The following is a 23,907-nucleotide window of genomic DNA, read 5'->3' as shown; positions in this document are numbered from 1 at the left end:
GTGTCCCGTCCTCTTCTCCTCGTCGTGGACCCCGACCTCGACGCCCTGGCCCGCACCGAGGGCGAGCTCGCCCGCCGCTTCGGCGCGGACTTCCGGGTGCGCGGCGAGTCCGACAGCACCGTCGCGCTCGACCTGCTCCGGCTCGCGGCGCAGCGCGGCGACCCTGTGGCGCTCGTCCTCGCCGACCCGTGGCTGCCCGAGATCAGTGGTGCGGAGCTGCTGCGCAACGTCCGCACCCTCCACCCCGACGCCGCCCGCACGCTCCTCGTGCCCTGGCGTGCGTGGGCCGACCGGCGCACGGCCGACGAGATCCTGCGCGGCATGTCGCAGGGCGACATCAACTACTACGTGCTCGAGCCGTGGAGCTCGCCCGACGAGCTCTTCTGCCGCACCGTCTCGGAGTTCGTGCAGGTGTGGTCGCGCACCGTGGAGAACCGGCGCCGCGAGGTCGTCGTCGTGGGCGCGGCCCGGGACCCTCGCGGGCACGCAGTGCGAAGCCTGTTGACCCGCAACGGGATCCCGCACGCGTACCTCGACCGGGGCACCCCTGAGGCCGTCGCGGTGCTCCGGTCCGTCGGGGCGCCTGACCCGACGCAGACCGACGGCCCGCTCGTCATCTGGCTCGCCGCCATCGGAGGCCGGCTGCTGCTCGACCCGACCGACGTCGAGATCTGCCAGGCCTGGGGGATCGACACCGACCTCGGCGGCGACGGCCCGAACGGCGAGGACGGCATACGGGACGTCGACCTGCTCGTCGTCGGCGCCGGGCCGGCGGGTCTCGCGGCCGCCGTCTACGGCTCGTCGGAGGGGCTGTCGGTCGTCTGCGTCGAGGAGCAGGCGCTCGGCGGTCAGGCCGGCACGAGCTCGCTGATCCGCAACTACCTCGGCTTCTCGCGGGGCCTGTCCGGCGCTGAGCTCGCGCAGCGCGGCTTCCAGCAGGCATGGGTCTTCGGGGCCCGCTTCGTGCTCACCCGCCGGGTGACGGCGGTCCAGCCGGAGGCGCGGCCCGACGGGGCCGGCGTGCCCCGGTTCCGCGCGACGGTCTCTGACGTCGGCGAGGTGCGCGCGCGGGCCGTCCTGCTCGCCACGGGCGTCGCCTACCGCCGCCTCGGCGTGCCGGCCCTCGAGGCGCTGACGGGGTCGGGCGTCTACTACGGCGCCAACGTCTCCGAGGCGCACGGTCTCACCGGCGCGCACACCGTGATCGTCGGCGGCGGCAACTCGGCCGGCCAGGCGGCCCTGCACCTGCAGCGGTATGCCGCGGACGTCGCGATCGTCGTGCGCACCCCGGACCTGTCGGCGACCATGTCGCGCTATCTCGTCGACGAGATCGAGGCGTCGCCGACGATCACGGTCGTCCCGAACGCCGAGGTCGTCGACGGCAGCGGGGACGGCTGGCTGGCCGAGGTCGTCGTCGCCGACCGCACCTCCGGGGAGCGACGCACCCTCCCGGCCGACGGCCTCTTCGTCATGATCGGCGCGGAGCCGCACACGTCGTGGCTGCCCGAGTCGGTGGTGCGCGACCGGTGGGGCTTCGTGCTCACCGGCTCCGACGTGCGCGAGGCAGGGGTGTGGCCGCTCGAGCGCCCGCCGTGCGCGCACGAGACCTCACTGCCCGGCCTCTTCGCCGTCGGTGACGTCCGTTCGGGGTCGGTCAAGCGCGTCGCCTCGGCCGTCGGCGAGGGCTCGGTCGTCGTGTCGGAGGTGCACCAGTACCTCGCGTTGACGGAGGCCGAGGGGCGTGGCTGAGCACACGGCAGGGGGCCCGCGAGCACCCACCCCGACCGGCGGAACGAGCCCAGCCGCAGCAACCGGGCGGGCGCGTCGCCACCTGGCCCTCGGTGCCGTCGCCCTCGTGCTCCCACTCGTCGGACTCGGAGTGCTGCGTGCCTCGGGCGGACTCGACCACCAGTGGCAGCACGACTCGACGCACTTCTGGCTGGTGCTCGGCGCGGCCGTGCTCAGTGCGGTGACGGCATACGGGACGGGTGCCGCGGCGGTGCGGCGCGGCGACGTGCGCGTCATGTACGTGTCGCTCGCCTTCCTCGCGTCGGCCGGCTTCCTCGGCCTGCACGCCCTCGCGACACCGCACATGCTGCTCGACGCGGCGTCGGCCGGCTTCAACCTCGCCACCCCTGTCGGCATCGCGCTCGGCTCGCTCTTCGCCGTCGCGTCGGTGCGTGAGGTCGACGCCGCCCGGGCAGCTGCGGAGATGCGGCAGGCCCGGCTGCTGCGTGTGGCGCTGCTCGTCGGGATGGCGGCGTGGGGAGTCCTGTCGCTGCTGCGTCTGCCACCCTTCGGTGAGGGTCCCGGCCCGGCGTCGACCGAGCCGCCGATGGTCGCGGTGGGTGCCGTCGCGGTCGTGCTCTACGCCGTCGCGGCCGTCACCTACGTACGCTTGTGGCTCCGTCGCGGGGGGCTGCTCCCCGCCGCGATGGCGGCCTCGATGGTGCTGCTCGCCGAGGCCATGGTCGCGATCGTGGTCGCCCCGAACTGGCGCTACTCGTGGTGGGAGTGGCACGTGCTCATGCTCGTCGCCTTCGTGCTCGTCGCGTGGGGCGCGCAGCAGTCCTGGCACGAGGAGCGCTACGCCGATCTCTACACCGCAGACACGCTCGCCGGGCGGCGCGAGATGACGATCCTCTTCGCCGACCTCAAGGGCTTCACCACCTTCTCCGAGCAGCACGACGCCGCGGAGGTGACCGACATGCTCAACGCGTACTTCTCCGTCGCCATCCCGGCCGTCGTCAGGCGGCACGGCGGCACCGTCGACCGCCTCATCGGCGACGCGATCATGGCCACCTTCAACCGGCTCGGCGACCAGCCCGACCACGCCCGCCGCGCCGCGCAGGCCGGGCTGGACCTGCAGGTCGAGACGGCCCGCATCGCCGAGGCACACCCCGGGTGGCCGCGGTTCCGGGTCGGGGTCAACAGCGGCGAGGTGGTCGTCAGCGTTCTCGGCGGAGCGGGCGGGCGCACGCACACGGTCATCGGCGACGCCGTGAACGTCGCGTCGCGCATCGAGGGGCAGGCGCCGGTCGGGGGCGTCGCCGTCACGGCCGACACCCTCGCGCTGCTGCCCGGCGCGGTGGTCGAGCCCCTGGGGCCGCTCGACCTCAAGGGCAAGGGGGAGCCGGTCGAGGCGTACGTGCTGCGTGCCCTCCCCGACGACCGGACGTGAGCCGGACGGGCCAGGTCAGGCCGCGACGACGGGGATCGTCCGCGTGGCCATGAGCCTGCCCGTGACCCAGTGCGTGAACTCGACGTGGAGCAGGAAGGTGCCCTTGTAGGGCGGGTGCACGAGCAGGTCGTAGCGCTCCGCGGCGCCGAAGGCGATGGCGTCGGTGCGCAGCGGGTGACCCAGGTCGCGGACGGGCGGGCTGGGCATCCCGGGGCGGGACGTGTCGCGGAAGGCGCGGCCGTCGTGCGCGATGAGCTCGGCCATCTCGACCGGCTTGCCCGAGGTGTCGGTGAACCGGGCCCGGCTCGGGAAGTAGTTGGCGTTGAGCATCCGGAACAGGGTCGGGTGCCCGGTGCCGGGCAGGTTCGCGCGCAGCTGCGTCGGGGCGATCACATCGGTCGTCGGGCGCGGGCCGTTGAGCAGACCACCGACGACGTAGAAGAACTTCGGCTCGAAGCGGTTGAGGCCGACGTCCTCGCCGGAGAGCCCGGCGGCGTGGTCGAACGTGTGCCAGCGCGGGTCGAGGGCATACGGCACCAGCAGCGTCTCGGTGGCGATGTCGTAGAGGGGGCCGTCGATGAACGACCGGCGCGCGCCCGGCGCGAGCGGGAACGCCGGGTGGACGAGCGGGTCGACGATGAGCGGGCCGAACATGCCCATCTGCACGTGCAGCACCGTGTTGACGTGGCAGTGGTAGAAGTACAGGCCGGACGCGCCGTTGTTGGCGTCGGCCGGGACGCCGAGGTCGGGCCGCCACTGGTAGGTGTAGCTGCCGCTCACCTCGAAGGAGGTGTGGCCGACGCCGTCGTTGCGGGGATCGGGCTCCATGCCGTGGTGGTGGATCGTGTGGACGCGCTTCGACGCCTCCAACGTCACGTGCACGAGGTCGCCCTCGGTGACCCGGATGGCCGGAGCCGGGAAGTGGCGCCCCGACGTGTCGTCCTCGAAGCCCCACATCTCGTGCTGGGCGCCGTCGGGGAAGCGCAGGGCCCGGCTGAAGAACTTGCGCACGAACGTCTTCGTCGGCGTCTCGCGCAAGAGCGTGGTCGGGCTCCCCTCGTGCGACTGGCTGGACGAGAAGGCGGCCTGGCTCGGGAAGGTCTCGTGGGCGTGGGCCACCCGGGGCCCGGGCGCCGCGAGGGTCCAGTGCGCGACGAGCCCGCCGGGGTAGAGGCCACCGGCCGCGGTCTGTGACGGCTCGGCGTGGCAGTGCATCGGGTACTCCCAGTCGCCGGACCGGGCCGCCCAGGTGCGCTGCGGCACCTCGGGCGGGCGCCGCACCGGGAGCATGACCTCCTTGCGGTCCATCTGGTCCAGCTCGACGACGTCCTCCCACTGCTGGAGCACTGCGTGGCCCTCGACGTCGACCGTCCCGACGGACCGCGAGAAGTCACCACCGTTGCGGCGCAAGGTCCACACGTGGTTGCCGTGGAAGTGCATCTGGTGCACCGCGGCCCCGACGTTGACGAGGCGGATCAGCTGGCCGGTCCCGACGGTCGGGCCGGCCTGCCCGGCGTTGAAGGCACGCACGTCGAACTCCCGGGTCGAGCCCGACGGCAGCGTCTCCTCGAGCGACCGCACCGAGTCGGCCACGTCGTTGGAGACGCCGAGGGCACGGAAGCCGCTGCGGTCGTTGAGCATGAAGTAGCGCGGCACCGGCGGCGTGGCAGTCGCGTCGATGACCTGGCCCGCGCGCGCCCGGGCAGCCCACACGGGGTCGACGTCCTGGCAGAGCCAGACCCACTGGCGCTCGAACTCGGCCCGGCCGGCGGCGAGCTGCCACCGCCGGGCGGGGTCGACGACGACGAGCACCCCGTGCAGGCCGAGGATCCGCTCGACGCTGCCGCCGCCGGGGTCGTGGTAGACGTACGTGCCGGCGGCCGGTGCGGCGAAGGTCAGCGTGGCGCTGCCACCGGGGACGATGGGTCCGGTGTCGGCCACCCCGTCGATGCGCAGCCGGTGCGGCCAGGTGAGCCGGTTGTGCACCCGCAGCCGCACGGTGGACCCGACCTCCGCGACGATGGTGCGGTCGGGGAAGAAGCTGGCCCAGTACGACCGCCGGATGAGGTACTCGCCGACATTGCGCGGGTGCGGGGCGAGCGGGTCCGGCCGGCCCTCCTTGGGCAGGGCCGCGCCGAGAGGGTAGCTGCGGCTGGCGACCAGCCGGCCGTCGGCGAGGAAGACCTGCGGCCCGATGCGCAGGCTCGGCCGGGTCGCGGAGATGTCGGTCGGGGTGGCCCCGAAGCCACGCATGTAGACGAGGCTGTCGTCGACCATCCGGACGAGGCCCTCGTTGACGTAGAGGTCGAGGGTGCTCATCAGATCGACCCGCTCGCGAGCCGTCCGAGCCGCAGGGTGCGGGCCGAGAGGGCGTCGGCGAACTCGAGGGCGAGGACCAGGCCGACGGGCGGCACGAGGTAGTCGATGCGCAGGACGGCCGTCTCGCCGGCGGCCACCGCTCCGGCCTGCCGGTCGGTCGCATAGAGGCTGACGGTCATGTCGCCCCCGGCGACGCGCACTCGGAACTGTCCGGGTGACAGCTCGATCGGCGTCCGGCCGACGTTGTGCACGCTGACGTCGACCGTCAGGGCATCGGTCCACGCCCCGTGCACGGCGCTCGGCACCGGGGCCTGGCCGGCGGCGACGGACGCGCCCTCGTGGACATGTCCAGCCGCGTGGTCGGCCGGCCCGGCGAGCGAGCGGCGCGACCAGCCGAGCAGGGCGACGCTGCCGAAGGACGTCCGCTGCCCCGCCCCGACGGTCGGCGGTCCGCCTCGGCCGAGCACCAGCCCGGCTCCCAGTGCGGCCACCCCCGTGGCCCCGGCTCCCACCAGCATCCGTCGACGGGTCAGCTCCATGGCGTCCTCCTGAGCGGGGGGTGACATCCATGCTCGTCCGGCCACCTCCAAGAAATCTTGAGCCGGGAACGCATGCCGCGAACCGGGAACGGCGCTCGATTCAACCCGGACCGGTCGAGATGAGACCGGGGTTGCGAATTGCCGCATCCGGGCCTAACTTGGCCGGAACACCCGGATGTTAACGCTCACATCCACCCAAAGGACGGACGACGATGTCTCGACCACCCCGGGCCCGAACGGCCCGACGCGTCACCGCCGGAGCTCTGGCCGCCCTCGTGACGGCCACCGCCGCGGCGACGGCGACGAGCGCCACCCCCACCCTCCCGGACGCCGCCGGCGTCACCACGGCCGGCCCCACGGCATACGACCCCCCGAATCTCGCCCCGCTCAGCCGGCCCTTCGCGATGCCGGGCTTCAAGGAGCAGGAGTTCAACGGCGCCCTGTTCGTCGGCAAGGGCGAGACCCGCTTCTCGGTCTCGGTCGACCTGCTGACCAAGGACGGCAAGGTCATCAACGAGAACATGGTGCCGAGCATCTGGAAGCTCGGACCCATCGCCACCGACGGCTCGTACTACGAGATCGAGCTCTCCACGGACGACCGCGTCATCACCAAGGAGCGCCTCGGCGGACTCCAGGCGACGATCGACCACCCCGAGAGCTGGTCGGCCGCCGACGTCGCCGCAGCCAAGGCACAGCTGCCGGGCCTGCAGGCGAAGTACGACGCCATGCAGGCGGGCAAGCGCAACGTCGTCGTGAAGTACGCCCGCGTCAACGACTCCGAGCTCGTCGGCTCCGTCACCGCGCTCGACGACGACACGTCGCTCTGGATCGACGCCAGCGCCCCGTGGGCCGAGCCGAGCACGTATGCCGTGCAGGGCAGTTCGTCGCTCACCGGCACCTCGGCGGGCATCCGAGACGCGAGCCGCACGGGCCACTTCCGCGTCGACGCCGACACCCCGGCCGGCACGACCGCGTCGTGGGCGACCCTCAAGGACATGCTCGCCGGCATGGTGGGCAAGCCGGCCGCTGCCGGGCAGGGGGCGGCGGCGCTGCGCTACGACCTGGACAAGGGCCAGACCCTGACGTTCACCGCCCGGATGGGTGAGGCGCCGGTCGCGCAGTCCGCCCGCACCCGGGACCAGGCCCTCGCCCTCATCGCGAACGCCCGCGCCCACGTCGACGACACGAGCGTGCACGGCAGCGGCCCGGTCGCCCGCGCGACGACCTTCATGCGCGACGCCATGGCGCTCAACGCCAACTACGACGAGAAGTACGACCGCTCGTTCGTCATGTGGGGCCTCGGCGGAGGTGGCGACGACATCTTCAAGGGCTGGGACTCCGGCTGGGACGGCATCACCGCCAACAGCCTCGACCCGGCGCTCGCCCTCGACCACGTCCGCGACTTCTACGACCAGAACGGCGGGCCGCGCTACGACCAGCTCAACGCGGGGCCGATGCACGCGTACCTCGCTTGGCGCACCTACACGCGCACGGGCGACAAGAGCATCCTCGAGCTCGTCTACCCGTACTTCACGAGCTACATCGCCCGCATGCCGGAGTTCGACACCGACAAGGACGGCCTGCTCGAGAGCCCGTGGGCCGGCCCGCGCCAGGGCGGTCGCGGCAACCATCTCGGCCTCGACGACAGCCCGCAGTACTGGAACTTCAAGCAGGTGGTCACGAACGGCACCGACAACCGTGACAACACCGACCTGACCGACGTGGCCCTCAACTCGTACTACGGCCTCTTCGCCGACAACCTGTCGCAGATGGCGACGGCCCTCGGCAAGCCCGAGGACGCCGCGAAGTACGTCGCGCTGCACGACCAGCTGAAGAAGCGGATGAACGAGCACCTGTGGAACGCCGACCGCGGGCTCTACCTCAACCGCTACCTCGACGGCTCGTGGGAGCAGACCAACACCCCGACCGTCTTCTACCCGCTCTTCGGCGGCCTCGCGACGCCCGACCGGGCACAGGAGCTCGTCGACAAGCACCTGCTCAACCCGGCGGAGTACTGGGGCGAGTACGCCGTGCCGAGCGTGGCGCGCAACGACCCAGCCTTCTGCAACTCGGGCGCGAAGCACCCGGGCGTCACCGGCTACGAGTACTTCCAGAAGCAGGGTGAGGAGGACGCCTGCGAGGAGTGGCAGGGCGCTGTCTGGCCGCCGATGAACGCCACCGTCTACGACGGCCTCAAGCGCTACGGGTTCGACAAGCCCGCTGCCGACCTCGCGACGAAGAGCACGAACCTCTGGCTCACCACGTGGGAGGACCTCGGCTGGTTCCCGGAGTACTGGGACCCGGACCCGGGCCAGGTCATCAACAGTGCGGCGACCGACACGACGTGGCGCACGTACTCGTGGAGCAACCTCATGCCGCTCATGGGCACGCAGGAGCTCATCGCCGACGAGCCGTGGGGCGCCGTGAACGGCTTCCGGTTCGGCACCCTCGGCCTGCCGGGCACGAACGAGGTCGCCGGCATCCCGCTGCACGGGCACCGCTACGACGTGACGGCCGGCACGAACACGACGCTGCTCAAGGAGGACGGGCACCTCGTCTTCCAGGCCGTCGGTGGCCGGGTCGTCGTGCGCGACTTCGTCTACGACGGCACGTCGGCGACCTTCTCGGTCAAGGCGGAGAAGCCGACGAGGCTCTCGCTGCAGCCCCGCGGCGGCGGCAAGCCCAAGGTCGTCTCGGTCGGCGCCGGCACCACCTCCGTCACCCTCTGACGCCACTCCCACATGATCGAGAGAACAGTTCGTCACCTCCGGAGGTGACGAACTGTTCTCTCGATCGGGGTCTTGCGTGACGGAATGTTCTCTCGATTGGGTCAGGAGGTGACGCGTCCTTGCTCGAACAGACGCGGGATGCGGTGGTTCGCGACCATCCGGTCCTCGGGGTCGTAGGCCGAACGGATCCCCTTGAGCTGCAGCCACGCCGAGTCGCCGTAGCCCGTCCGAGCATCGGTCGGGTTCTCGGCGAAGTTGAGGTAGCTGCGGCCCGTCGACCACGGCTCGAGCGAGCCGGTAAGCGCGTGCGCGTCGAGCTGTCCCTGCGCCGCCATCTCGGGTGTCGCCGCGATGGCACAGGCGAACACCGCGTATGCCGCGTCGACGCTCGCGAGGGCACCGTGCTCCTCCGGAGCGCGACCGAGGGCGCCGCCGAGCTGGCGGAGCTCGGCCATGAGCAGCGACGACGTCGAGCCCGGGCCGACCTGCTCGAGGACGGTGTCGATCGCGTTGTCGGGCAGGCCGCCGACCAGCGTGCCGTCGGACACCGCGGGCGTCGGGCCCTCGGGGTCCATGTGCAGACGGGTCAGCGTGCGGGCCGGAACACGGTCGAACGTGTCGATCTCGGGCGCCAGTCCGCGCAGCAGGGCGAGGGTCGAGCGTGCCTCGGCGTCACAGCCGAGCACGGCGCCGTCGATGACGACGAGCGACCGGCCGCGCAGCGGAGCCGGGATGTCGGGCAGCGGTGGCACGTTGAGGAACCGGAACGCGGTGGTCACGGCGTCCGGTGCCTCGGGCGCCCAGTCGGCCCAGCGACGCAGCACGCGCTCGGCGTGCTCTCGGTCCCAGACGAGCATGCCGGCATACGCCGTCTCGATCGGGTAGAGGCGGAACTCGAGGGCCGTGACGACGCCGAAGTTGCCGCCACCGCCACGGAGCGCCCAGAAGAGCTCGCGGTTCTCGGTGGCGTCCGCGCGAACGTGCTCGCCGTCGGCGAGGACCAGCTCGACGGCGGTCAGGCTGTTCGCGGCGAGGCCGAGCTTGCGGGCGTACCAGCCGATGCCGCCGCCCAGGCTGTAGCCGGCGATGCCGACGTCGGGCGAGCTGCCGTGGAGGGCGGCGAGGCCGTGGTCGGCGGCCGGCTCGGTCGCGTCCATCCAGGTGGCGCCACCCTCGACGCGGGCGATGCGCCGCGTCGCGTCGATGCTCACGCCGCGCATCTGGTCGGTGCGCACGACGACGACGTCGTCGAGGCCCTGGGCCGCGAGTGGGCCGGCGTTGTGGCCGGTGCTCTGCGGCGCGACGCGCAGCCCGGCGGCGGCGGCCGCGCGGACCACGGCCTGCACGTCGGAGACGGTGCGCGGCCGGGCGACCGCGGCCGGTCGCTGGTCGACGGCGACGTTCCACGGCATGCGAGCCGCGTCGTAGCCGGCGTCGCCGGGGAGGTGGACTTCACCGTCGCAGAGCCCGGCGAGGCTGGTGGCCCGTCGGGCGGTGGGGGTGAGGATGGTCGTCATCTGCTTCTCCTGTTCGGGGTCGCCCCGGTGGTGGGCACGAGTGTTCAGAGGCTTGAAGGGGTGGCCAGATACATCGGGAGCGAAAGATCCGTTTCGTCCCAGCGAGTCTGGGCTGCAGTCGGATTCGATGTCGGCACGGCTCGGCCACAGGGACTTCTCCCGACCCGGCGGGGTCGTCGGGTGCATGCTGGGGAGGTGGACGACGTGACGACGGACCCTGCCCGCGACCTGCTGCTCGACGGCTTCGGCCGCATCCGGGACGGGGTGCCGGACGCCGTCGACGGCCTGTCCGAGGACGAGCTGCTGTGGCGGCCGGACGCCGCTGCCAACCACATCGCCTGGCTCGTCTGGCACCTCGCCCGCCAGCAGGACGACCAGGTCACCCACCTCGCCGGCGCCGACAACTCGGTGTGGCTCGGCGACGGCTGGGTCGAACGGTTCGGGCTGCCCTACCCGCGCGACGCGCACGGCTGGAGCATGAGCTCGGACGACGTCGGCCGCTTCACCGTCGCCGACCCGGGCCTCTTCGCCGCCTACCAGGAGGCGGTGCACGAGCGCACGGTCAGCTACGTGGAGGGACTCGACGCGGCGGCATACGGCAGGGTGATCGACCGGCACTGGAACCCGCCCGTCACCGTCGGCGTGCGGATCGTGTCGGTGCTCGACGACGCCGCCAAGCACCTCGGGCAGGCCGAGTACGTGCGTGGGCTCGTCGAGCGCCGCCGCTGAGGCTCGCTGGGCGCGAGGGACACAGGGCACGGCAGCACCACCCGCCACCGGAGCCACAGCGGCGTGTGACACCTGCGCACACCGGGGGCGTCCGGGCTTGCCGAGGCCCGCGGTGACCGCGTGGCGTGCAACTCCTGGCAAGCACGTCCGGAGCACAGGTTGACGTGTGACCATGGAGGGGATGACCACCTCCGTCCTGAATGTCCCAGCCGCCGTCGCGCCGCAAGACGACGGCGTCGCTGCGCGTCCGGGTCGCGCCGTGCACCGCACGCACCGGCTGACACACCGCCGGGCCGACGCACTGGCCCACGAGGCCACCCGCCGTCGCCGGCTCGCACTCATCGCGAAGGGCCGCCGTGCCCGTCTGGCCGCGACCGTGGTCGTCGTCTTCGCGCTCGCGGGCGTCAACGTCGCGAACCACGTGCTCGGCTGGGACACGATGTGGCTCGGTCCGGTCGGCGCGGTCGCGCTGCTCGCTTTCGCGCGGTGGCAGGGCCTGACGTGGCACCAGCTGGGCCTTGCCCGCCACACGCATGCCCGCGGCATCCGCTGGGGCCTCGGCGTCATCGGGGTCGTCGCGATGGTCTATCTCGCCGGCATCCTCCTGCCGTCGACGCGCACGGCGTTCCTCGACGCGCGCTACCACCTGCCGCCCGCGGGAGCCCTGTTCACGGCGTTCGTCATGATCCCCGTCGGCACGATCCTGCTCGAGGAGGTCGCCTTCCGCTCCGTGTTGTGGGGGTTCCTCTCGCGGCACGCCCGCATGTGGCAGGTGCTCGTGGCCTCCTCGGTGCTCTTCGGCTTCTGGCACGTCTTCCCCGCGATGGCGTCGGCCACCGGCAACGAGGCCATAGGCAGCGCCGTCGCGGCCCTCGGCCCCTTCGCCAAGGTCGCGGTGGTCGGCGGCACGGTCGTGTTCACCGCCCTCGGTGGTGTGCTCGCCGGTGAGCTGCGCCGCCGCAGCGGCAGCATCTTCGCCAGCGTCGGCATGCACTGGGCCACCAACTCCCTCGGCGTCCTCTTCGGCGTGCTCGCCTGGCGACTCGCGTCCTGAGCGAACCGCTGACCGATGGCCCCCGGCGCCGACGTCCCCGACGAGTTCGACGTCTACACGGTCGTCGTGCTGCGCCGTCCCGCCGAGGCGCCTGAGCTGACCGACGCCGAGCTCGACGACCTCCAGCAGAGGCACCTCGCCTACCGCGCCCACCTCGCGCGTGAAGGGCTGACCGTGGCCAACGGCCCTTACGACGCCCAGAGCGACCCCGCCTACCGGGGGATGTCCGTCTTCAGCTGCGGCCCCGAGGAGGCCGCTCGCCTCACCGACGCCGACCCGTCCGTCGTCGCGGGCCGTCTGACCTACGACGTCATGGAGTGGTGGGTGGCTGCCGGTTCGGTCGCCTTCCCGCGCGCCGGCGCGCCGGTCGGTGAGCGCCGACGGATGACCGAGGACTGACCCGGCCCGTGGCCGCGCCACCCGCAGACCCTCTCCTCGTGCTCCTGCCGAGCCCACTCCTCGGACCCTCGGTGTGGGAGCCCGTCGCCGAGCGGCTCGGCGCGGCAGGCTGGTCCGTGGCCGTATGCCGTCAGCCCGCGCCCGTGACCACGGCCGCCGACGCGCTGGCCGGCTTCCTCGACGCCGTGCCTGCCGGGCGTCCGGTGGTGCTCGTGCCCCACAGCAACGCCGGCCTCTTCGCGCCTGAGGTCGCGCGGCAGCGCGACGTCGTCGCGACGGTGTTCGTCGACGCAGCCCTCCCGCAGTGGGTGACCGCCCCCGAGATCGCGCCTCCCGGGTCGCCGGAGCGCAGCGACGGCGCGATCTCGTACACGAGGGCCGAGGCGCCGCTCGCGCCGGCCGCGTTCCTGGACTTCCTTCAGGGGCTCGCCGACCCCGACGGCGTGCTGCCGGCGTGGACGAGGTGGTGGCCGGAGGCCGACGTCGACGTGCTCTTCCCCGACCGGGCCACCCGGCGCCGGGTCGAGCAGGAGCAGCAGCGCCTGCCGCTCACGTACTTCCGCGACACCGTGACCGTGCCGGCCGGCTGGGCGGACCGGTCCAACGCGTACCTCGCCTTCGGTGACACCTATGCCGACGAGCGCCGCCTGGCCGAGCAGTGCGGCTGGCCGGTCGCGACCCTGCCGGGCCAGCACCTGCACGGGCTCGTCGCGCCGGCCGAGGTGGCCGCGGAGCTGTCGAGGCTGCTGGGCGCGCTCGGGGTCCCAGCGCCGGCGTAGCCCCGGCGACGGGCGCGGCAGGACCGCGGCGCGCCCCTGCGACACTGGCCGCATGGACGGCCTGACGATCCGCGCCGCGCGGCCCGAGGACTACGAGCGGCTCGGCGACCTCACCGCAGCGGCGTACCTCGACGACGGCCTTCTCGACTTCGGCGCGCAGGACCCCTACCTCGACGTCCTGCGCGACGTGCGGCACCGTGCCGAGCACGCCGACGTGCTCGTCGCGGTCGACGCCGACGGCACGGTGCTCGGTGGTGTCGCCTTCGTGGGCGGCCCCGGTCCCTTCGCGAACATCGCGGCCGCGGACGAGGCGGAGTTCCGCACCCTGGCGGTCGCACCCAGCGGTCGTGGCCGCGGCGTCGGGGCCGCCCTCGTGCGCGAGTGTGTCGACCGGGCCCGCGCGCTCGGGCGCGAGCGGGTCGTGCTCTCGACACAGCCGATGATGCACGCCGCGCACCGGCTCTACGAGCGGTTCGGCTTCGTGCGGGTGCCCGAGCGCGACTGGTCGCCGATCCCGGGCACCGCGCTCCTCGTCTACGCGCTCGACCTCGCCCGCGCCTGAGCCGCCGACCGCGAGCGGACGATGAGGTCGCGCACCGCCGCGACGATCGTCGGGTCGAGCTCGACGTGCGCCTCGAGGAGGTCGAGGAGCGTCTGCGCCGCGAACCAGTTGCGCTCGTAGCCGGGCACGAGGTCGGCGAGCGGCAGCAGCTCCGGGCCGAACCGCCGCTCGACACCCCGGTCGACGACGAAGACGTCCTGCGCGTCACCCGTCCCGAGCCCCAGGTGGCCGAGCACGGTGACCCAGCGGTCGACGGCATACCCCTGGATGAAACGCGTCGCCGTCAGGCGCTCGCCCCGCAGGTCGCGGTGCAGCCCGACGTAGAGGTTCGTGATCGCCTCACCGACCTGGTGCCTCATCGAGTCCGGCTGCGGCACGGGAACGTTCGGGATCTCGAGCCCGGCAGGCGCGTCCGCCCGGCTCCAGTGGAGGCGCCCCGGCGGGTAGCCGGCGGTGTCCATCTCGGCGAGGGAGAAGACCGCGTACTCGGCGAAGAGGTCACCCTCGAGGAGAGCCTTGCGGCCGGCACGGCTGTTCTCGAACGACCACACGACCGGCTGGGCGGCCTCGAGCCAGTCGATGTCGGCGAGATAGCGGTCACGCGCGGCCGCGTCGTCGACGACGACGAAGAAGTCCGCGTCGGAGTGCTCGTCGAGGCGGTGCAGGTCACGGCCGACCGAGCCGAGACCGAGCAGGGCCACGGCATCTCCGCGCTGCTCGAGCACGGCGCCCAGGCGGTCGAGGAAGGCCAGCAGGCGCTGCGGGACGGTGGGCGGGGCGGTGCTCGACGGCATACGTCGTCTCCTTGTCGGTCATGAGGTGTCTGTCATGAGGTGGAGTCGACGTTTCAGCCCGCCCGAGAGCTCGTCGGGGTCGCGACTGCCGCAGCGTATGCCGGGTGGTGGGCTCGGCGGAAGGGGTCGCTGGCTCGCATCCAGAGGCATCGGGACGGCGTGTCGCGCCGGTTGGCGTGGCAGGCTGGACGGGTGCCCGTGACCATCGAGGACGTGCGCCGAGTCGCCGAGCAGCTGCCGCGCTCCTACGAGGTGCTGGTCCGTGACCGCGTGAAGTTCCGGGTCGGCAAGATCGTGTGGCTCGCGTTCTCCGCCGACGAGACCGAGATGGGCTTCGCGTTCCCCAAGGAGGAGCGGGAGGTGCTCGTGGCGAGCGAGCCCGACGTGTTCCTCATGCCGCGCCGCTCCGACCTGCGGTTCAACTGGGTCGAGGTGCGGCTCGCAGCGCTCGACGAGGCCCGCATGCGCGAGATCGTCGTCGACGCGTGGCGCATGGTCGTGCCGAAGACCGTGGCCCTCGCGCAGGTCGACTGAGGGGCACCGGGCGCAGCCGCGACGCGGCTGTCAGCCGATCCGGTAGGCGACCGAGGTGCGGGGCCCCCGCTCCGCCGCGCCCCGCTCGATGCAGAACTCGTTGCCCTCGGGGTCCGCGAGGGTCACCCAGCCGGTGCCGTCGTCCTTGCGGTGGTCACCGGTGATGGTCGCGCCGGCCTCGAGTGCCCGCTCGACGGCCTCGTCACGGGTCCCCTCGTCGGGTGCGACATCGAGGTGCATGCGGTTCTTGGCGGTCTTGCCCTCGGGCACCGGGATGAAGAGCATGCCCGTGCCCTCGTGGGGGAACGACGGCGCGACCACGACCTCGGGGTCGTCGTCGTGGTAGACGTTCCAGCCGAGCAGGTTCGCCCAGAGCGTGCCCAGCGCGCGAGCGCCGAGCCCTCTATAGGCTCCGGATTCGTCACCGTGCTCCGCGAGCTGGATTCTGCCGGCCCGTACGCGTCTGTTCCGACCGCGGCCCGGAGGCCGGGCCGGGGCGGCTCGCACTGGCAGGCGCTCCGCCGTTCCGGGTGCCAGAGCCTGGCGGCCCGTCGACGCTTCAAAGCCAGCCGGGCGGCGGCGGGACAACGACACCGACGACGTTCGCCTCGGCGCCTACGGCCCCGAGGCGAATGACAGACCCCTCACCAAGTCGCTCGGCGATCAAGCGACACTCCACGCCGCGGCAGTAGCGCGGCAGCACACCGTCCTGCGCCTCACGGATCGCCATCCGCAGCGTGATGGCCGTGATGCTGCCGGCAGCGAGCTTGCGGTTCGTGGCGGGCTGGAAGATCACCACCGTCGGACTCACTGCGGCCGGGTCGTGACCGGTCGCGCGTGCGGCGATGGATGCATACTCGGTCCGGGTGGCCTGATGCTCGACGACGTCACTCCGCCAGGCGAGCGTGCCTCCGAAGGCGAGCGTGGCAAGCGCCAGACCGACCACCGGTTCAACCGGTAGACCGCTAGCAGACCACGGGAGTGGGAGCCGCTGCCGACCGAGAAGTAGCAGCACGACCGCCAGCAGCGCCCCGACCCAACTCCATAACTGACCCCGGCTTGGTGTCACGATGCCGGTGACGAGGGTCTGCGCGAGATCGAGGGCGAGAACGACAGCGACCCCGACGAGGAGCCTTTGAAGTCGTGGTCGGATGCGCACGTCGTGCCAGCCGAGCAGGGCTCCGAAGACGGCCACGAAGCCAGCCCACCACTGGCCCGACCAGAGCTGCGCTGCTCCGGAGGCCCAGCGCCCGAAGTTCGTCGACATCGCCTGAAGCGACGTGCCGTAGTGGGGCCGTCGCCACGATGCGAGCTGAAGGCCGAAATCACCGAACCACAGGTAGTTCAGGGTGCAGGCGATCACGACGCCCAGAGCGAAGGCCGTGACCCACGCGCCCACGACCACCATCACCTTGCGCCACGAGTCGCCCTTCAACGCCGTCACGGCAAGAAGGACCATCAAGGCGCCGACGGGTGGGTACGTCAAGACCGACGCCGCTTCGACAACCACGAGCCACCCGAGCAGCCAGCCCAGATGCTGACGTGCCGCGACCCAGGGCAGAGTCCACACTGCGGCGGCGGCAACGAGTACCGACGGGGTGAGGGTGCCCGGCCAGTAGAGCAGCTCGACCCAGACAGCAGAAACGAAGAGCGCCACACCGATCAAGATGTCGACGACCAGCCGCGGACGAAGGCCCGCCGCGTGCAGGACGCGCCACGTCCCCGCGACGAAGAGCCCGTACCCGAGCGCGTAAGTGACGGATGCGGACGTGGGGGTGCCGTGCTGGCCGACGGCGGCCCACCAGGCGGTGTTGAGCCAGCGACCTTCTGTGAAGCCGTGCGACAGTACCGATCCGACGCCGGGTGATTGGGCAGGCAGGAGGAACGGCCAGTCGTCGGAACGGATGAACGGGGTGACCACTTGGGCGATGCCATCGCTGACGAGCATCGCGACCGCGATGACAAGTGGGACGACGAGGTGGCGCCCGACTCGCGAGGCCAGACGACCCCGCTGCTGGGCCTTGGTGTCGGCGAGGGTCTGCGTCGTCATGGCGATGGCTGGATAACTACGAAGGATGGGCGTCGGCGGGTGACCGGCCCCGTACTCTCGACAATAGGCACAACGGGGCGACCCGAGACCCTCTATGGGCTAACCGACATCCGTCTGACCGTCTGATCACGGCGGGCTTGGGAGCGTGATCCGGTTGAAGTCAGTCCTCCCGACTCCGCTGTCGTGGCTTCGCTTGCGCGCTCTGCCTGTGAATCGCGCGGGTGCCACGGTCGTAGGGCCAGACGGTCGCGAAACCGCTGAGTCGCGTGAACGGGCACAAACGGCAGTCGAGACTTTCGCGCAGCTAGTGCTCACCCTTGATGACGAAGTAGGAGCCGCGGATCGTGCCGGCCAGCTTCGACTTCTGCCGCGCGAACTTGAAGTCTTCGAGCTCGTCGGGCACCTCCATCCCGTCGGACAGCTTGAAACCTACGGCCCGCTTGCCCCCTCCCGCCAAGGTGTAGAGCACGTTGACCGACAGGCCCGACTCGTAGAAGACGTAGGACCAGCGCACGCCGTCGACCTCGAACTGGCTGGCCTCGAGCGCCGGTGAGGCGATGACAATGCCGCGCTCCTCCTCGAGGACCCTCGCCACGTATGCGACGACGTCCTTCGCATGGTCGGCGGGCTCGACGCTGAACGTGTGGGAGTACTTGTTCTTGAAGTAGCGGGCCTCGTTGGCCCTCAGCCCTGCCAACGCATCGGCCACCGGCGATGATTCCAGCCCAACCCTAGAGACGTTCGTGAAGTCGACGTCGTACGCCATGACCACCTCCTGCTGGCCGCAGGCACCTTGGCGCAAGGCTAGCGTCGCGCGGGCCGGGCTCTCCAGGAGCAGCGTCGAACCCAGGGCGGGTCACAGCCAGGCAGGTGGTGCGGGCACGACGACGGCAACCACGGACTTCAGACGGACGACCGGTCCTTGGCCGGGCTGCGCTGACCTTGCTGAGATCTCCCGGCACTCTGCGGGGCGGCACCACCGCGGCACCTGCCCTAGCTCTGTGCGGATCATCATACGGAGCATCCCGGCCATCGTCTGTCCGGCGACAGTGGAGCGAAGACGCGGGTCCTGGTAGACGACTACCCGAGGGTGGGTGCCGTCCGGTTGCGGCAGGGTGGCTTCGCTCACGATCGCGGCATACTGCCGGCGCGTCTCCTGGTGCTGACCGACGTCGCTTCGCCACGTGAGCACCCCGACGACAGTGACGATGACCAGACACCCGACGCCGACACGGGTCCAAAGCCCGGTCCCCCGGAGCAGCAGCACCGCCGGGAGTACCAGCGCCATCCAGAGCCAGAGCTCGCCGCGGACGCCGGTCACCACGCCGGTGAGAAGTGTCTGACCGGCCCCGAGCCCGGCCACGACGGCGAGGCCGGCGCAGAGCCGCCACACGAGGGGACGCACCCGCTGGTTGAGCACGCCTGCGATCACGGCGACGGCTGCCGCGAGTGTGGCTACCGGTGCTTCGCGCAAGAGCCCGATCAGCGCTCGTGCCGCACGGCCGCCGTTGACGCGAAGGTCTTGGAGATCCCGCAACGGGTTGGGGTGGCGCCAGCTGGCGATCTGCAGCCCGAAGTGGTCGAACGCGATCCAGTTCAGGAGGTAGATGACGGCGACACCAACCGCATAGCTGGCGACGTAGCCGAGGGCCAACAGCAACAGCTGTCGCCACGGCGCCCTGCCGAGGTGCACGACGGCTGCGATGAAGAGCACTGCGGCTACAGGCGGGTAGCTCAGAACCGACAGGACGGTGACCGCGACAAGCCACACCGCTAGACGACGTCGGCTTTTCGCCGCGAGCGGGAGCAACCACACACCCACGGCGGCGATGATCACCGACGGGGCCAACGTCCCCGGCCAGTACAGCAGGCGCACCCAGGTCACCGAGGCGAACAAGGCGAGCCCGACCATCGCCTGCACCGGCCAGGGCGCCCTTTCGTCGGCGCGCCACAACAGCCGCCACAGCCCCGCGACGAAGGCGGAGTAGGCCGTGACGTATGTGACGGACGCCGCGAAGGGTGTCGTGTGCTGCCCGATGGTGAGCCATGCGACGTAGTTCAGCCAACGGCCTTCTCGCAGGTTCTTTTGGTAGTTGTCGATGGTCCCCGGGGTGTCGACTGGCAGGATGTAGGGCCAGTCATCGTTGCGCAGGAGCGGCCACAACGCTTGGACCAGGGCGTCGGTCAGGGCCAGAGCGACGACGAGAACGCCGGTCATGAGGAGCCAGCGAGGCGGTCGGCGTCGCCGGGCCGACTCGCGCGACTCGATCGTCGAGGTGCGAACCTGTGCCGTCATGGTCCGATCTGCCCCCAAGAGTCCGACGGTCAATCACTCGACGATAACCGCGGACCCGCGACAGACGGGTCAGGCGCCCGGAGAACGTTTCAGGTGCACGCTCAACCCCGATGCTCCTTGACCCATTCGGGCGGCGGAGGCATCACGATTCCCAGGACGTGGCTCAGTGCCGCAGGGCTCTCGATACGGACAACCCAGCGGTCAGCTGGCCGCCCCGCGAGCACGGTGCACTCGTCGCCACGGCACCAGCGGGGCTGCACTCCGCCGGCCTCCTGGCGCACGGCCATGAACATCGTGCTGGCCATGAGCCGACCGTCGCGGGTGCGCTTGTAGGTCGGGTCCTGATAGACGACGATGCGCGCGGCCGGTTCTCCCGCCTCGGGCGCGGTGGCCTGCTCCGCGATGGCGGCGTACTGCACGCGTGTCTCCTGGTGGGCGCCGATGTCGGCCCGCCACGCCAGCACCCCGACGACGGCGAGGACGGCCAGCAGCACGGCAGGTACGCGCTCGGCGGGCGACACGCGTACGGCCCGGGGCTCCGTGCGGCCGCGGCGGAGGAGGAGGAAGGCGACCGGCAGGACCGCGACGAGCCACGTCCACAGCTGCCCACGCGCCTCGGTGACGGCGCCCGTCACGACCGTCTGCCCGGCGTCGACGCCGCACGCGACGACGAACGCTGCGAGCAGCCGCAGCAGTCGTGGGCGCACGCGGTGGTCGCGGATGCCCACGGCGAAGGCGACGAGGCCGACGAGGGCGACCCACCACTGGGCGCGCCACAGGTCGCGGGCCGAGTCGAGCCACCGGTCCACGTTGTCGTAGAGGGAGTCGAGGGAGTTGAGCGGGTTGGCCTGGCGCCAGGAGGCCAGCTCGATGCCGAAGTGCTGGTTGAAGATCCAGTTGAGCGTGTAGGCGACGAGGATGCCGCTGCCGAAGGCGACGACCCAGCCGGCGACCACGGCCAGCACCCGACACCACGGGGCGTCGCGCAGGTGGACCACGGCGAAGACGAGCAGCACGACGCCGATCGGCGGGTAGGACAGCACGGCCGCGACGCCGCTGAGCAGCAACCAGAGCGCCATCCGCACGCGGGTGCGGGACGCCCACGGCAGCAGCCACGTCGCCGTGGCGCCGACGAGGACCGACGGCGTCAGGGCGCCCGGCCAGTAGAGCAGCTGCACCCACACGCACGACGCGTAGAGCGCGATGCCGAGGAGGACGTCGACGACGGGCGCGGGACGCACCCCGGCCCGGCGGAGCACCCGCCACATGCCGGCCACGAGCAGCGCGTAGCCGAGGGCGTACGTCAGGGCGGCGGTCGTCGGGGTGCCGTGCTGGCCGACGAGCCACCACCAGCCGGTGTTGAGCCAGCGCCCCTCGCTGATGTTGTAGTAGCGGGGCGGGGCCACGTTCGGCTGGTTGTCGGGCAGCAGGAAGGTCCAGTCGTCCTGCCGGATGAACGGCGTCACCGCCTGGACGACACCCTGGGTCACGAGGAAGGCGAACGCGATGACGACCGGGACGAGCAGCCTGCGCCGCGGGACGGAGCTGACCGAGGGCAGCAGGCGGGCCCGCCGGTGCGCGGGTGGTGCGAGCGTCTGCGTCGTCATGGGCGGGCCTGCGTGTCGTGAGGGTCAGGAGCGATGGAGCTGCGGCGGGCCGCCGGCCCGCAGGGTCCATTGGACCCTAGGTACCCGTCAGACGTCGAAACGGCACCGTCGGCCGGTAGGTTGACAGCGTCCACATCCTCGCTCCGCACGGAGGCACGGTGAAGCTCCTTCTCACGTCCGCAGGCGTCAGGAACCCGAGCATCGAGGCCGCCCTCGTGGGTCTCCTCGGCAAGCCGATCGCCGAGTCGACGGCGCTCTGCATCCCCACGGCCCAGTACGCCCACCCGTGGGTCGGCCCGGGCGAGAAGCCGTGGCAGTTCATCACCGGCCGGTCGGACGGGATGGTCGGGCTCGGGTGGAAGTCCATGGGTGTGCTCGAGCTGACCGCGCTGCCGAGCATCGACAAGGACCTGTGGGTGCCCAAGGTGCGTGAGGCCGACGCCCTCCTCGCAGCCGGCGGCGACGTGCTCTACCTGGCCCACTGGATGCGCGAGTCCGGCCTGGCCGACCTGCTGCCGACGCTCGACACCGTCTGGGTGGGGCTCAGCGCCGGCAGCATGGTGCTCACGCCACGGGTCGGCGAGGACTTCGTGCAGTGGCGCCCCGCGACGGGTGGGGACGAGACGCTAGGGCTCGTCGACTTCGCGATCTGCCCGCACGTCAACGGCGACGACCAGCCCGGCAACACCATGGCCGAGGCGCAGGAGTGGGCCGCGGGCATCGAGGGGCCCGCGTATGCCGTGGACGACGAGACCGCGTTCGTCGTCGTCGACGGCCGGGTGGACGTCGTGTCGGAAGGGCAGTGGACCCTGCTGCACGAGTAGCCGAAAGCCGCTGCGACGAGCAGCGACTCGCGTCCTAGGGTGGGCGCATGGCGACCGTCAGGCAGTTCCAGGTCACGTTCGACTGTGCCGACCCGGAGCGGGTCGCACGCTTCTGGTGCGAGGTGCTGGGCTACGTCGTCCCGCCGCCCCCGCCGGGCTTCGGGTCCTGGGAGGAGTTCGACAGCTCTCTCCCGGAGGAGAGCCAGGGCGGCGCGTACGCGTGCGTCGACCCGGAGGGTGTCGGCCCGCGGCTGTTCTTCCAGCGCGTGCCCGAGGGCAAGGTCGTCAAGAACCGTGTGCACCTCGACGTACGCGTCGGCACCGGTCTGCGCGGCGACGAGCGTGTCGCGGTGCTCGAGGCGGAGTGCGCGCGGCTGGAGGCGCTCGGCGCCTCCCGGCAGCGGTTGCTGCTCGCCGACGGGATCAACGAGTCGTGCCTGGTGATGCAGGACGTCGAGGGCAACGAGTTCTGCCTCGACTGACCACGCCTGAGCGGGGGCTCAGGCGTGACCGCTGAGCTGGCCGAGCCGGTCGGCCAGCGCGTCGACCATGGCACCGGCCTGCTTGGCCGGGAGGGCGGACTTGCGGTCGCCGCCCTGGCTCGACACGGGCAGCACGTCGATCGACAGCTTCGCGCCGCCGGCGAGGGCACGCAGGGCGTCGACCTTGTCGCCGAAGGGCGTGCCGCTTCCGGGTGAGTAGTAGTGCACGACCTCGTCGACCTCGTCGGGGTAGAGGTCGGTCTTCGTCACGGCGATGACGAGCCAGATCGGCTTGTGCCGGCGCACGGCCATCGAGGCGATCCGGTGCGAGGTGATCGCCCAGTCCTCGAGCTCGGCGGCGAGCTGCTCCTCGCGGCTCGCCATGCCCTCGCCCGTCGTGCCCGCCGCCCGTCGCGGTGTCGCGTAGCCGTTGGCGACGACGTGGATCACGCCGTCGACCGGCTCGTCGTGGAAGACCTCGTCGAGAGCCCCGAGCCGGGTCGCCGCGTTGTCGCCCGGCACGACGAGGAAGCGGAAGCCATGCAGCCGCGGCGAGCGGCGGGTCCGGCGCTCCATGACGGCCGACCCGACCTGCGGCACGCCGTCGGCGGAGGTGCGCCGGGTGAGCCGGTCGACGAGCTGGCTCTTGCCCACCCCGGTCATCCCCGTGACCGCCACCATCGGGAAGCGGTGCCGGAAGAGGTGGCTCACCCGCTCGGGCGCCGACGCGAGAGCCGTGAGCACGCCGCCGGCGAGCGTCGCCCCCAGAGCGGTGCGACTGGAGGTCGGCAGGATCTCCCGGATGCGGGACGGACTGTGAGACACGGAGCCTCCTCGACGAGCGATCAGGTGCCGGACGGCCCCTAGAGCCTACGTTCCGTCCGTCGGTCGTGGTGCGCCGCCGTCGATCGAGTCAGCCAGAGTCGGGGCTACCGGACGGAGGAGGCGCGAGGAGCCTTGGCGCAGGGGACCGCCCTCGTGACGCCCTTGACGTCCGTGTGCGCGAGGTAGACACGGTTGACCCCCTCCACCTCGGCTGCGACGCGGCACGCAGGGTCGAAGCCCCTGATCGAGCGCACCGGCGTGCCGACCGGGATGAACGCCGCGTCGCCGTCGACCGATGGCCCGGGGGGCCCGTCGAAGTGCAGCTCGCTGAGCCGGCACTCGACGAGGCCGACCGTCGGGCCGAGCTGCTCCGTCGGCACCGGCGGCAACGGGCCATCAAGCCCGGCGTAGTACTGGATGCCCTTCAGCTGCACGAAGTCGACCCAGTCGATGATGGCCGCCGTGTCTGCTGTGGTGGGTGTGGACCTGCAGGCCGACACGGGCTGCCGGTCGACGGACGTCGCGGAGACCGCCCCGGATCCGCTGGGGCTCGTGCACCCGCCCGCGACGAGGACGGCGGCGACGGCCACGACGGCGATGTCTGTTCGCTTCACCAGAACCTCCTGTTGTGAGGACACCCACAGACCCTGAACCGTTGCGGCGCTGCTCAGGACCGAGTTCAGGGCC

General features: G+C 71.7%; 22 protein-coding genes. 11 read left to right on the top strand and 11 right to left on the bottom strand.

Annotated elements, in window-relative coordinates:
- Positions 1–1,749 (top strand): NAD(P)/FAD-dependent oxidoreductase, encoded by a 1,749-nt coding sequence (locus ACXR8F_RS04960; RefSeq protein WP_458798999.1) that lies wholly within the window; start codon positions 1–3, stop codon positions 1,747–1,749.
- Entirely contained in the window at positions 1,742–3,181 is a 1,440-nt protein-coding gene (locus ACXR8F_RS04955; protein ID WP_458798998.1) for an adenylate/guanylate cyclase domain-containing protein, read from the top strand. The genes ACXR8F_RS04960 and ACXR8F_RS04955 overlap by 8 nt, the downstream gene beginning before the upstream one ends.
- A 15-nt stretch (positions 3,182–3,196) precedes the next feature.
- On the opposite strand, the gene ACXR8F_RS04950 is transcribed toward ACXR8F_RS04955, so the two are convergent.
- Together ACXR8F_RS04950 and ACXR8F_RS04945 are read right to left on the bottom strand one after the other, a co-directional pair.
- Positions 3,197–5,500 carry a multicopper oxidase domain-containing protein gene (locus tag ACXR8F_RS04950; protein WP_458798997.1) on the bottom strand — a complete coding sequence of 768 codons (2,304 nt, stop codon included), beginning with the start codon at positions 5,498–5,500 and terminating at the stop codon, positions 3,197–3,199.
- Positions 5,500–6,066 carry a DUF4352 domain-containing protein gene (locus ACXR8F_RS04945; RefSeq protein ID WP_458798996.1) on the bottom strand — a complete coding sequence of 189 codons (567 nt, stop codon included), beginning with the start codon at positions 6,064–6,066 and terminating at the stop codon, positions 5,500–5,502. The genes ACXR8F_RS04950 and ACXR8F_RS04945 overlap by 1 nt, the downstream gene beginning before the upstream one ends.
- 185 nt (positions 6,067–6,251) lie before the next feature.
- Here ACXR8F_RS04945 and ACXR8F_RS04940 point away from each other — a divergent pair, with 185 nt between their 5' ends.
- On the top strand, positions 6,252–8,768 hold the full coding sequence (locus ACXR8F_RS04940; RefSeq protein ID WP_458798995.1) for an MGH1-like glycoside hydrolase domain-containing protein: 2,517 nt from the start codon (positions 6,252–6,254) through the stop codon (positions 8,766–8,768).
- Positions 8,769–8,869: 101 nt separating this feature from the next.
- Here ACXR8F_RS04940 and ACXR8F_RS04935 read toward each other — a convergent pair whose 3' ends face one another.
- Complete coding sequence (locus ACXR8F_RS04935; protein ID WP_458798994.1) at positions 8,870–10,285, bottom strand: FAD-binding oxidoreductase; 1,416 nt, start codon at positions 10,283–10,285, stop codon at positions 8,870–8,872.
- Between the two features lie 204 nt (positions 10,286–10,489).
- On the opposite strand from ACXR8F_RS04935, the gene ACXR8F_RS04930 reads away from it, so the two are divergent.
- From ACXR8F_RS04930 to ACXR8F_RS04910, 5 genes are all read left to right on the top strand, one after another.
- Positions 10,490–11,014: a mycothiol transferase gene (locus ACXR8F_RS04930; RefSeq protein WP_458798993.1), complete on the top strand. Its 525-nt coding sequence runs from the start codon at positions 10,490–10,492 to the stop codon at positions 11,012–11,014.
- Positions 11,015–11,195: 181 nt separating this feature from the next.
- Positions 11,196–12,068, top strand: coding sequence for a lysostaphin resistance A-like protein (locus ACXR8F_RS04925; RefSeq protein WP_458798992.1), 873 nt, complete (start codon positions 11,196–11,198; stop codon positions 12,066–12,068).
- Between the two features lie 15 nt (positions 12,069–12,083).
- On the top strand, positions 12,084–12,467 hold the full coding sequence (locus tag ACXR8F_RS04920; RefSeq protein ID WP_458798991.1) for a YciI family protein: 384 nt from the start codon (positions 12,084–12,086) through the stop codon (positions 12,465–12,467).
- A 38-nt stretch (positions 12,468–12,505) separates the two neighbouring features.
- Positions 12,506–13,246 carry a lipase family protein gene (locus ACXR8F_RS04915; RefSeq protein ID WP_458798990.1) on the top strand — a complete coding sequence of 247 codons (741 nt, stop codon included), beginning with the start codon at positions 12,506–12,508 and terminating at the stop codon, positions 13,244–13,246.
- Between the two features lie 52 nt (positions 13,247–13,298).
- Positions 13,299–13,808, top strand: a complete 510-nt coding sequence (locus tag ACXR8F_RS04910; protein ID WP_045188898.1) for a GNAT family N-acetyltransferase — start codon at positions 13,299–13,301, stop codon at positions 13,806–13,808.
- Here the strand turns inward: ACXR8F_RS04910 and ACXR8F_RS04905 are convergent.
- Positions 13,781–14,602 (bottom strand): hypothetical protein, encoded by an 822-nt coding sequence (locus ACXR8F_RS04905; protein WP_458798989.1) that lies wholly within the window; start codon positions 14,600–14,602, stop codon positions 13,781–13,783. The two genes, ACXR8F_RS04910 and ACXR8F_RS04905, sit on opposite strands and share 28 nt — an antisense overlap.
- Positions 14,603–14,794: 192 nt before the next feature.
- On the opposite strand from ACXR8F_RS04905, the gene ACXR8F_RS04900 reads away from it, so the two are divergent.
- The gene (locus tag ACXR8F_RS04900) at positions 14,795–15,136 is read left to right on the top strand and encodes an MmcQ/YjbR family DNA-binding protein (RefSeq protein ID WP_045188893.1); all 342 of its coding nucleotides are present in this window, start codon (positions 14,795–14,797) and stop codon (positions 15,134–15,136) included.
- Between the two features lie 30 nt (positions 15,137–15,166).
- Here ACXR8F_RS04900 and ACXR8F_RS04895 read toward each other — a convergent pair whose 3' ends face one another.
- From ACXR8F_RS04895 to ACXR8F_RS04875, 5 genes are all read right to left on the bottom strand, one after another.
- On the bottom strand, positions 15,167–15,643 hold the full coding sequence (locus ACXR8F_RS04895) for a VOC family protein (RefSeq protein ID WP_458798988.1): 477 nt from the start codon (positions 15,641–15,643) through the stop codon (positions 15,167–15,169).
- 52 nt (positions 15,644–15,695) lie between these two features.
- Entirely contained in the window at positions 15,696–17,186 is a 1,491-nt protein-coding gene (locus ACXR8F_RS04890; RefSeq protein ID WP_458798987.1) for a hypothetical protein, read from the bottom strand.
- 304 nt (positions 17,187–17,490) lie between these two features.
- Complete coding sequence (locus tag ACXR8F_RS04885) at positions 17,491–17,952, bottom strand: phage tail protein (RefSeq protein WP_458798986.1); 462 nt, start codon at positions 17,950–17,952, stop codon at positions 17,491–17,493.
- Between the two features lie 90 nt (positions 17,953–18,042).
- A complete protein-coding gene (locus ACXR8F_RS04880; protein ID WP_458798985.1) occupies positions 18,043–19,404 on the bottom strand; it encodes a hypothetical protein in 1,362 nt (453 codons plus the stop codon).
- A 179-nt stretch (positions 19,405–19,583) separates the two neighbouring features.
- Positions 19,584–21,089 carry a hypothetical protein gene (locus ACXR8F_RS04875; RefSeq protein ID WP_458798984.1) on the bottom strand — a complete coding sequence of 502 codons (1,506 nt, stop codon included), beginning with the start codon at positions 21,087–21,089 and terminating at the stop codon, positions 19,584–19,586.
- Positions 21,090–21,247: 158 nt separating this feature from the next.
- Between ACXR8F_RS04875 and ACXR8F_RS04870 the strand changes: the two genes are divergently transcribed.
- A complete protein-coding gene (locus ACXR8F_RS04870) occupies positions 21,248–21,913 on the top strand; it encodes a Type 1 glutamine amidotransferase-like domain-containing protein (RefSeq protein ID WP_045188873.1) in 666 nt (221 codons plus the stop codon).
- Between the two features lie 47 nt (positions 21,914–21,960).
- Entirely contained in the window at positions 21,961–22,395 is a 435-nt protein-coding gene (locus ACXR8F_RS04865) for a VOC family protein (protein WP_045188871.1), read from the top strand.
- Between the two features lie 18 nt (positions 22,396–22,413).
- Here the strand turns inward: ACXR8F_RS04865 and ACXR8F_RS04860 are convergent, their stop codons facing one another.
- Together ACXR8F_RS04860 and ACXR8F_RS04855 are read right to left on the bottom strand one after the other, a co-directional pair.
- Positions 22,414–23,220, bottom strand: a complete 807-nt coding sequence (locus ACXR8F_RS04860; RefSeq protein ID WP_458798983.1) for a hypothetical protein — start codon at positions 23,218–23,220, stop codon at positions 22,414–22,416.
- A gap of 104 nt (positions 23,221–23,324) precedes the next feature.
- Positions 23,325–23,834, bottom strand: a complete 510-nt coding sequence (locus ACXR8F_RS04855; RefSeq protein ID WP_458798982.1) for a hypothetical protein — start codon at positions 23,832–23,834, stop codon at positions 23,325–23,327.
- Between the last annotated feature and the right edge of the window lie 73 nt (positions 23,835–23,907).

It is taken from the genome of Terrabacter sp. AAH1, assembly GCF_054456855.1.
This window is presented reverse-complemented; position numbering and strand designations above follow the sequence as displayed.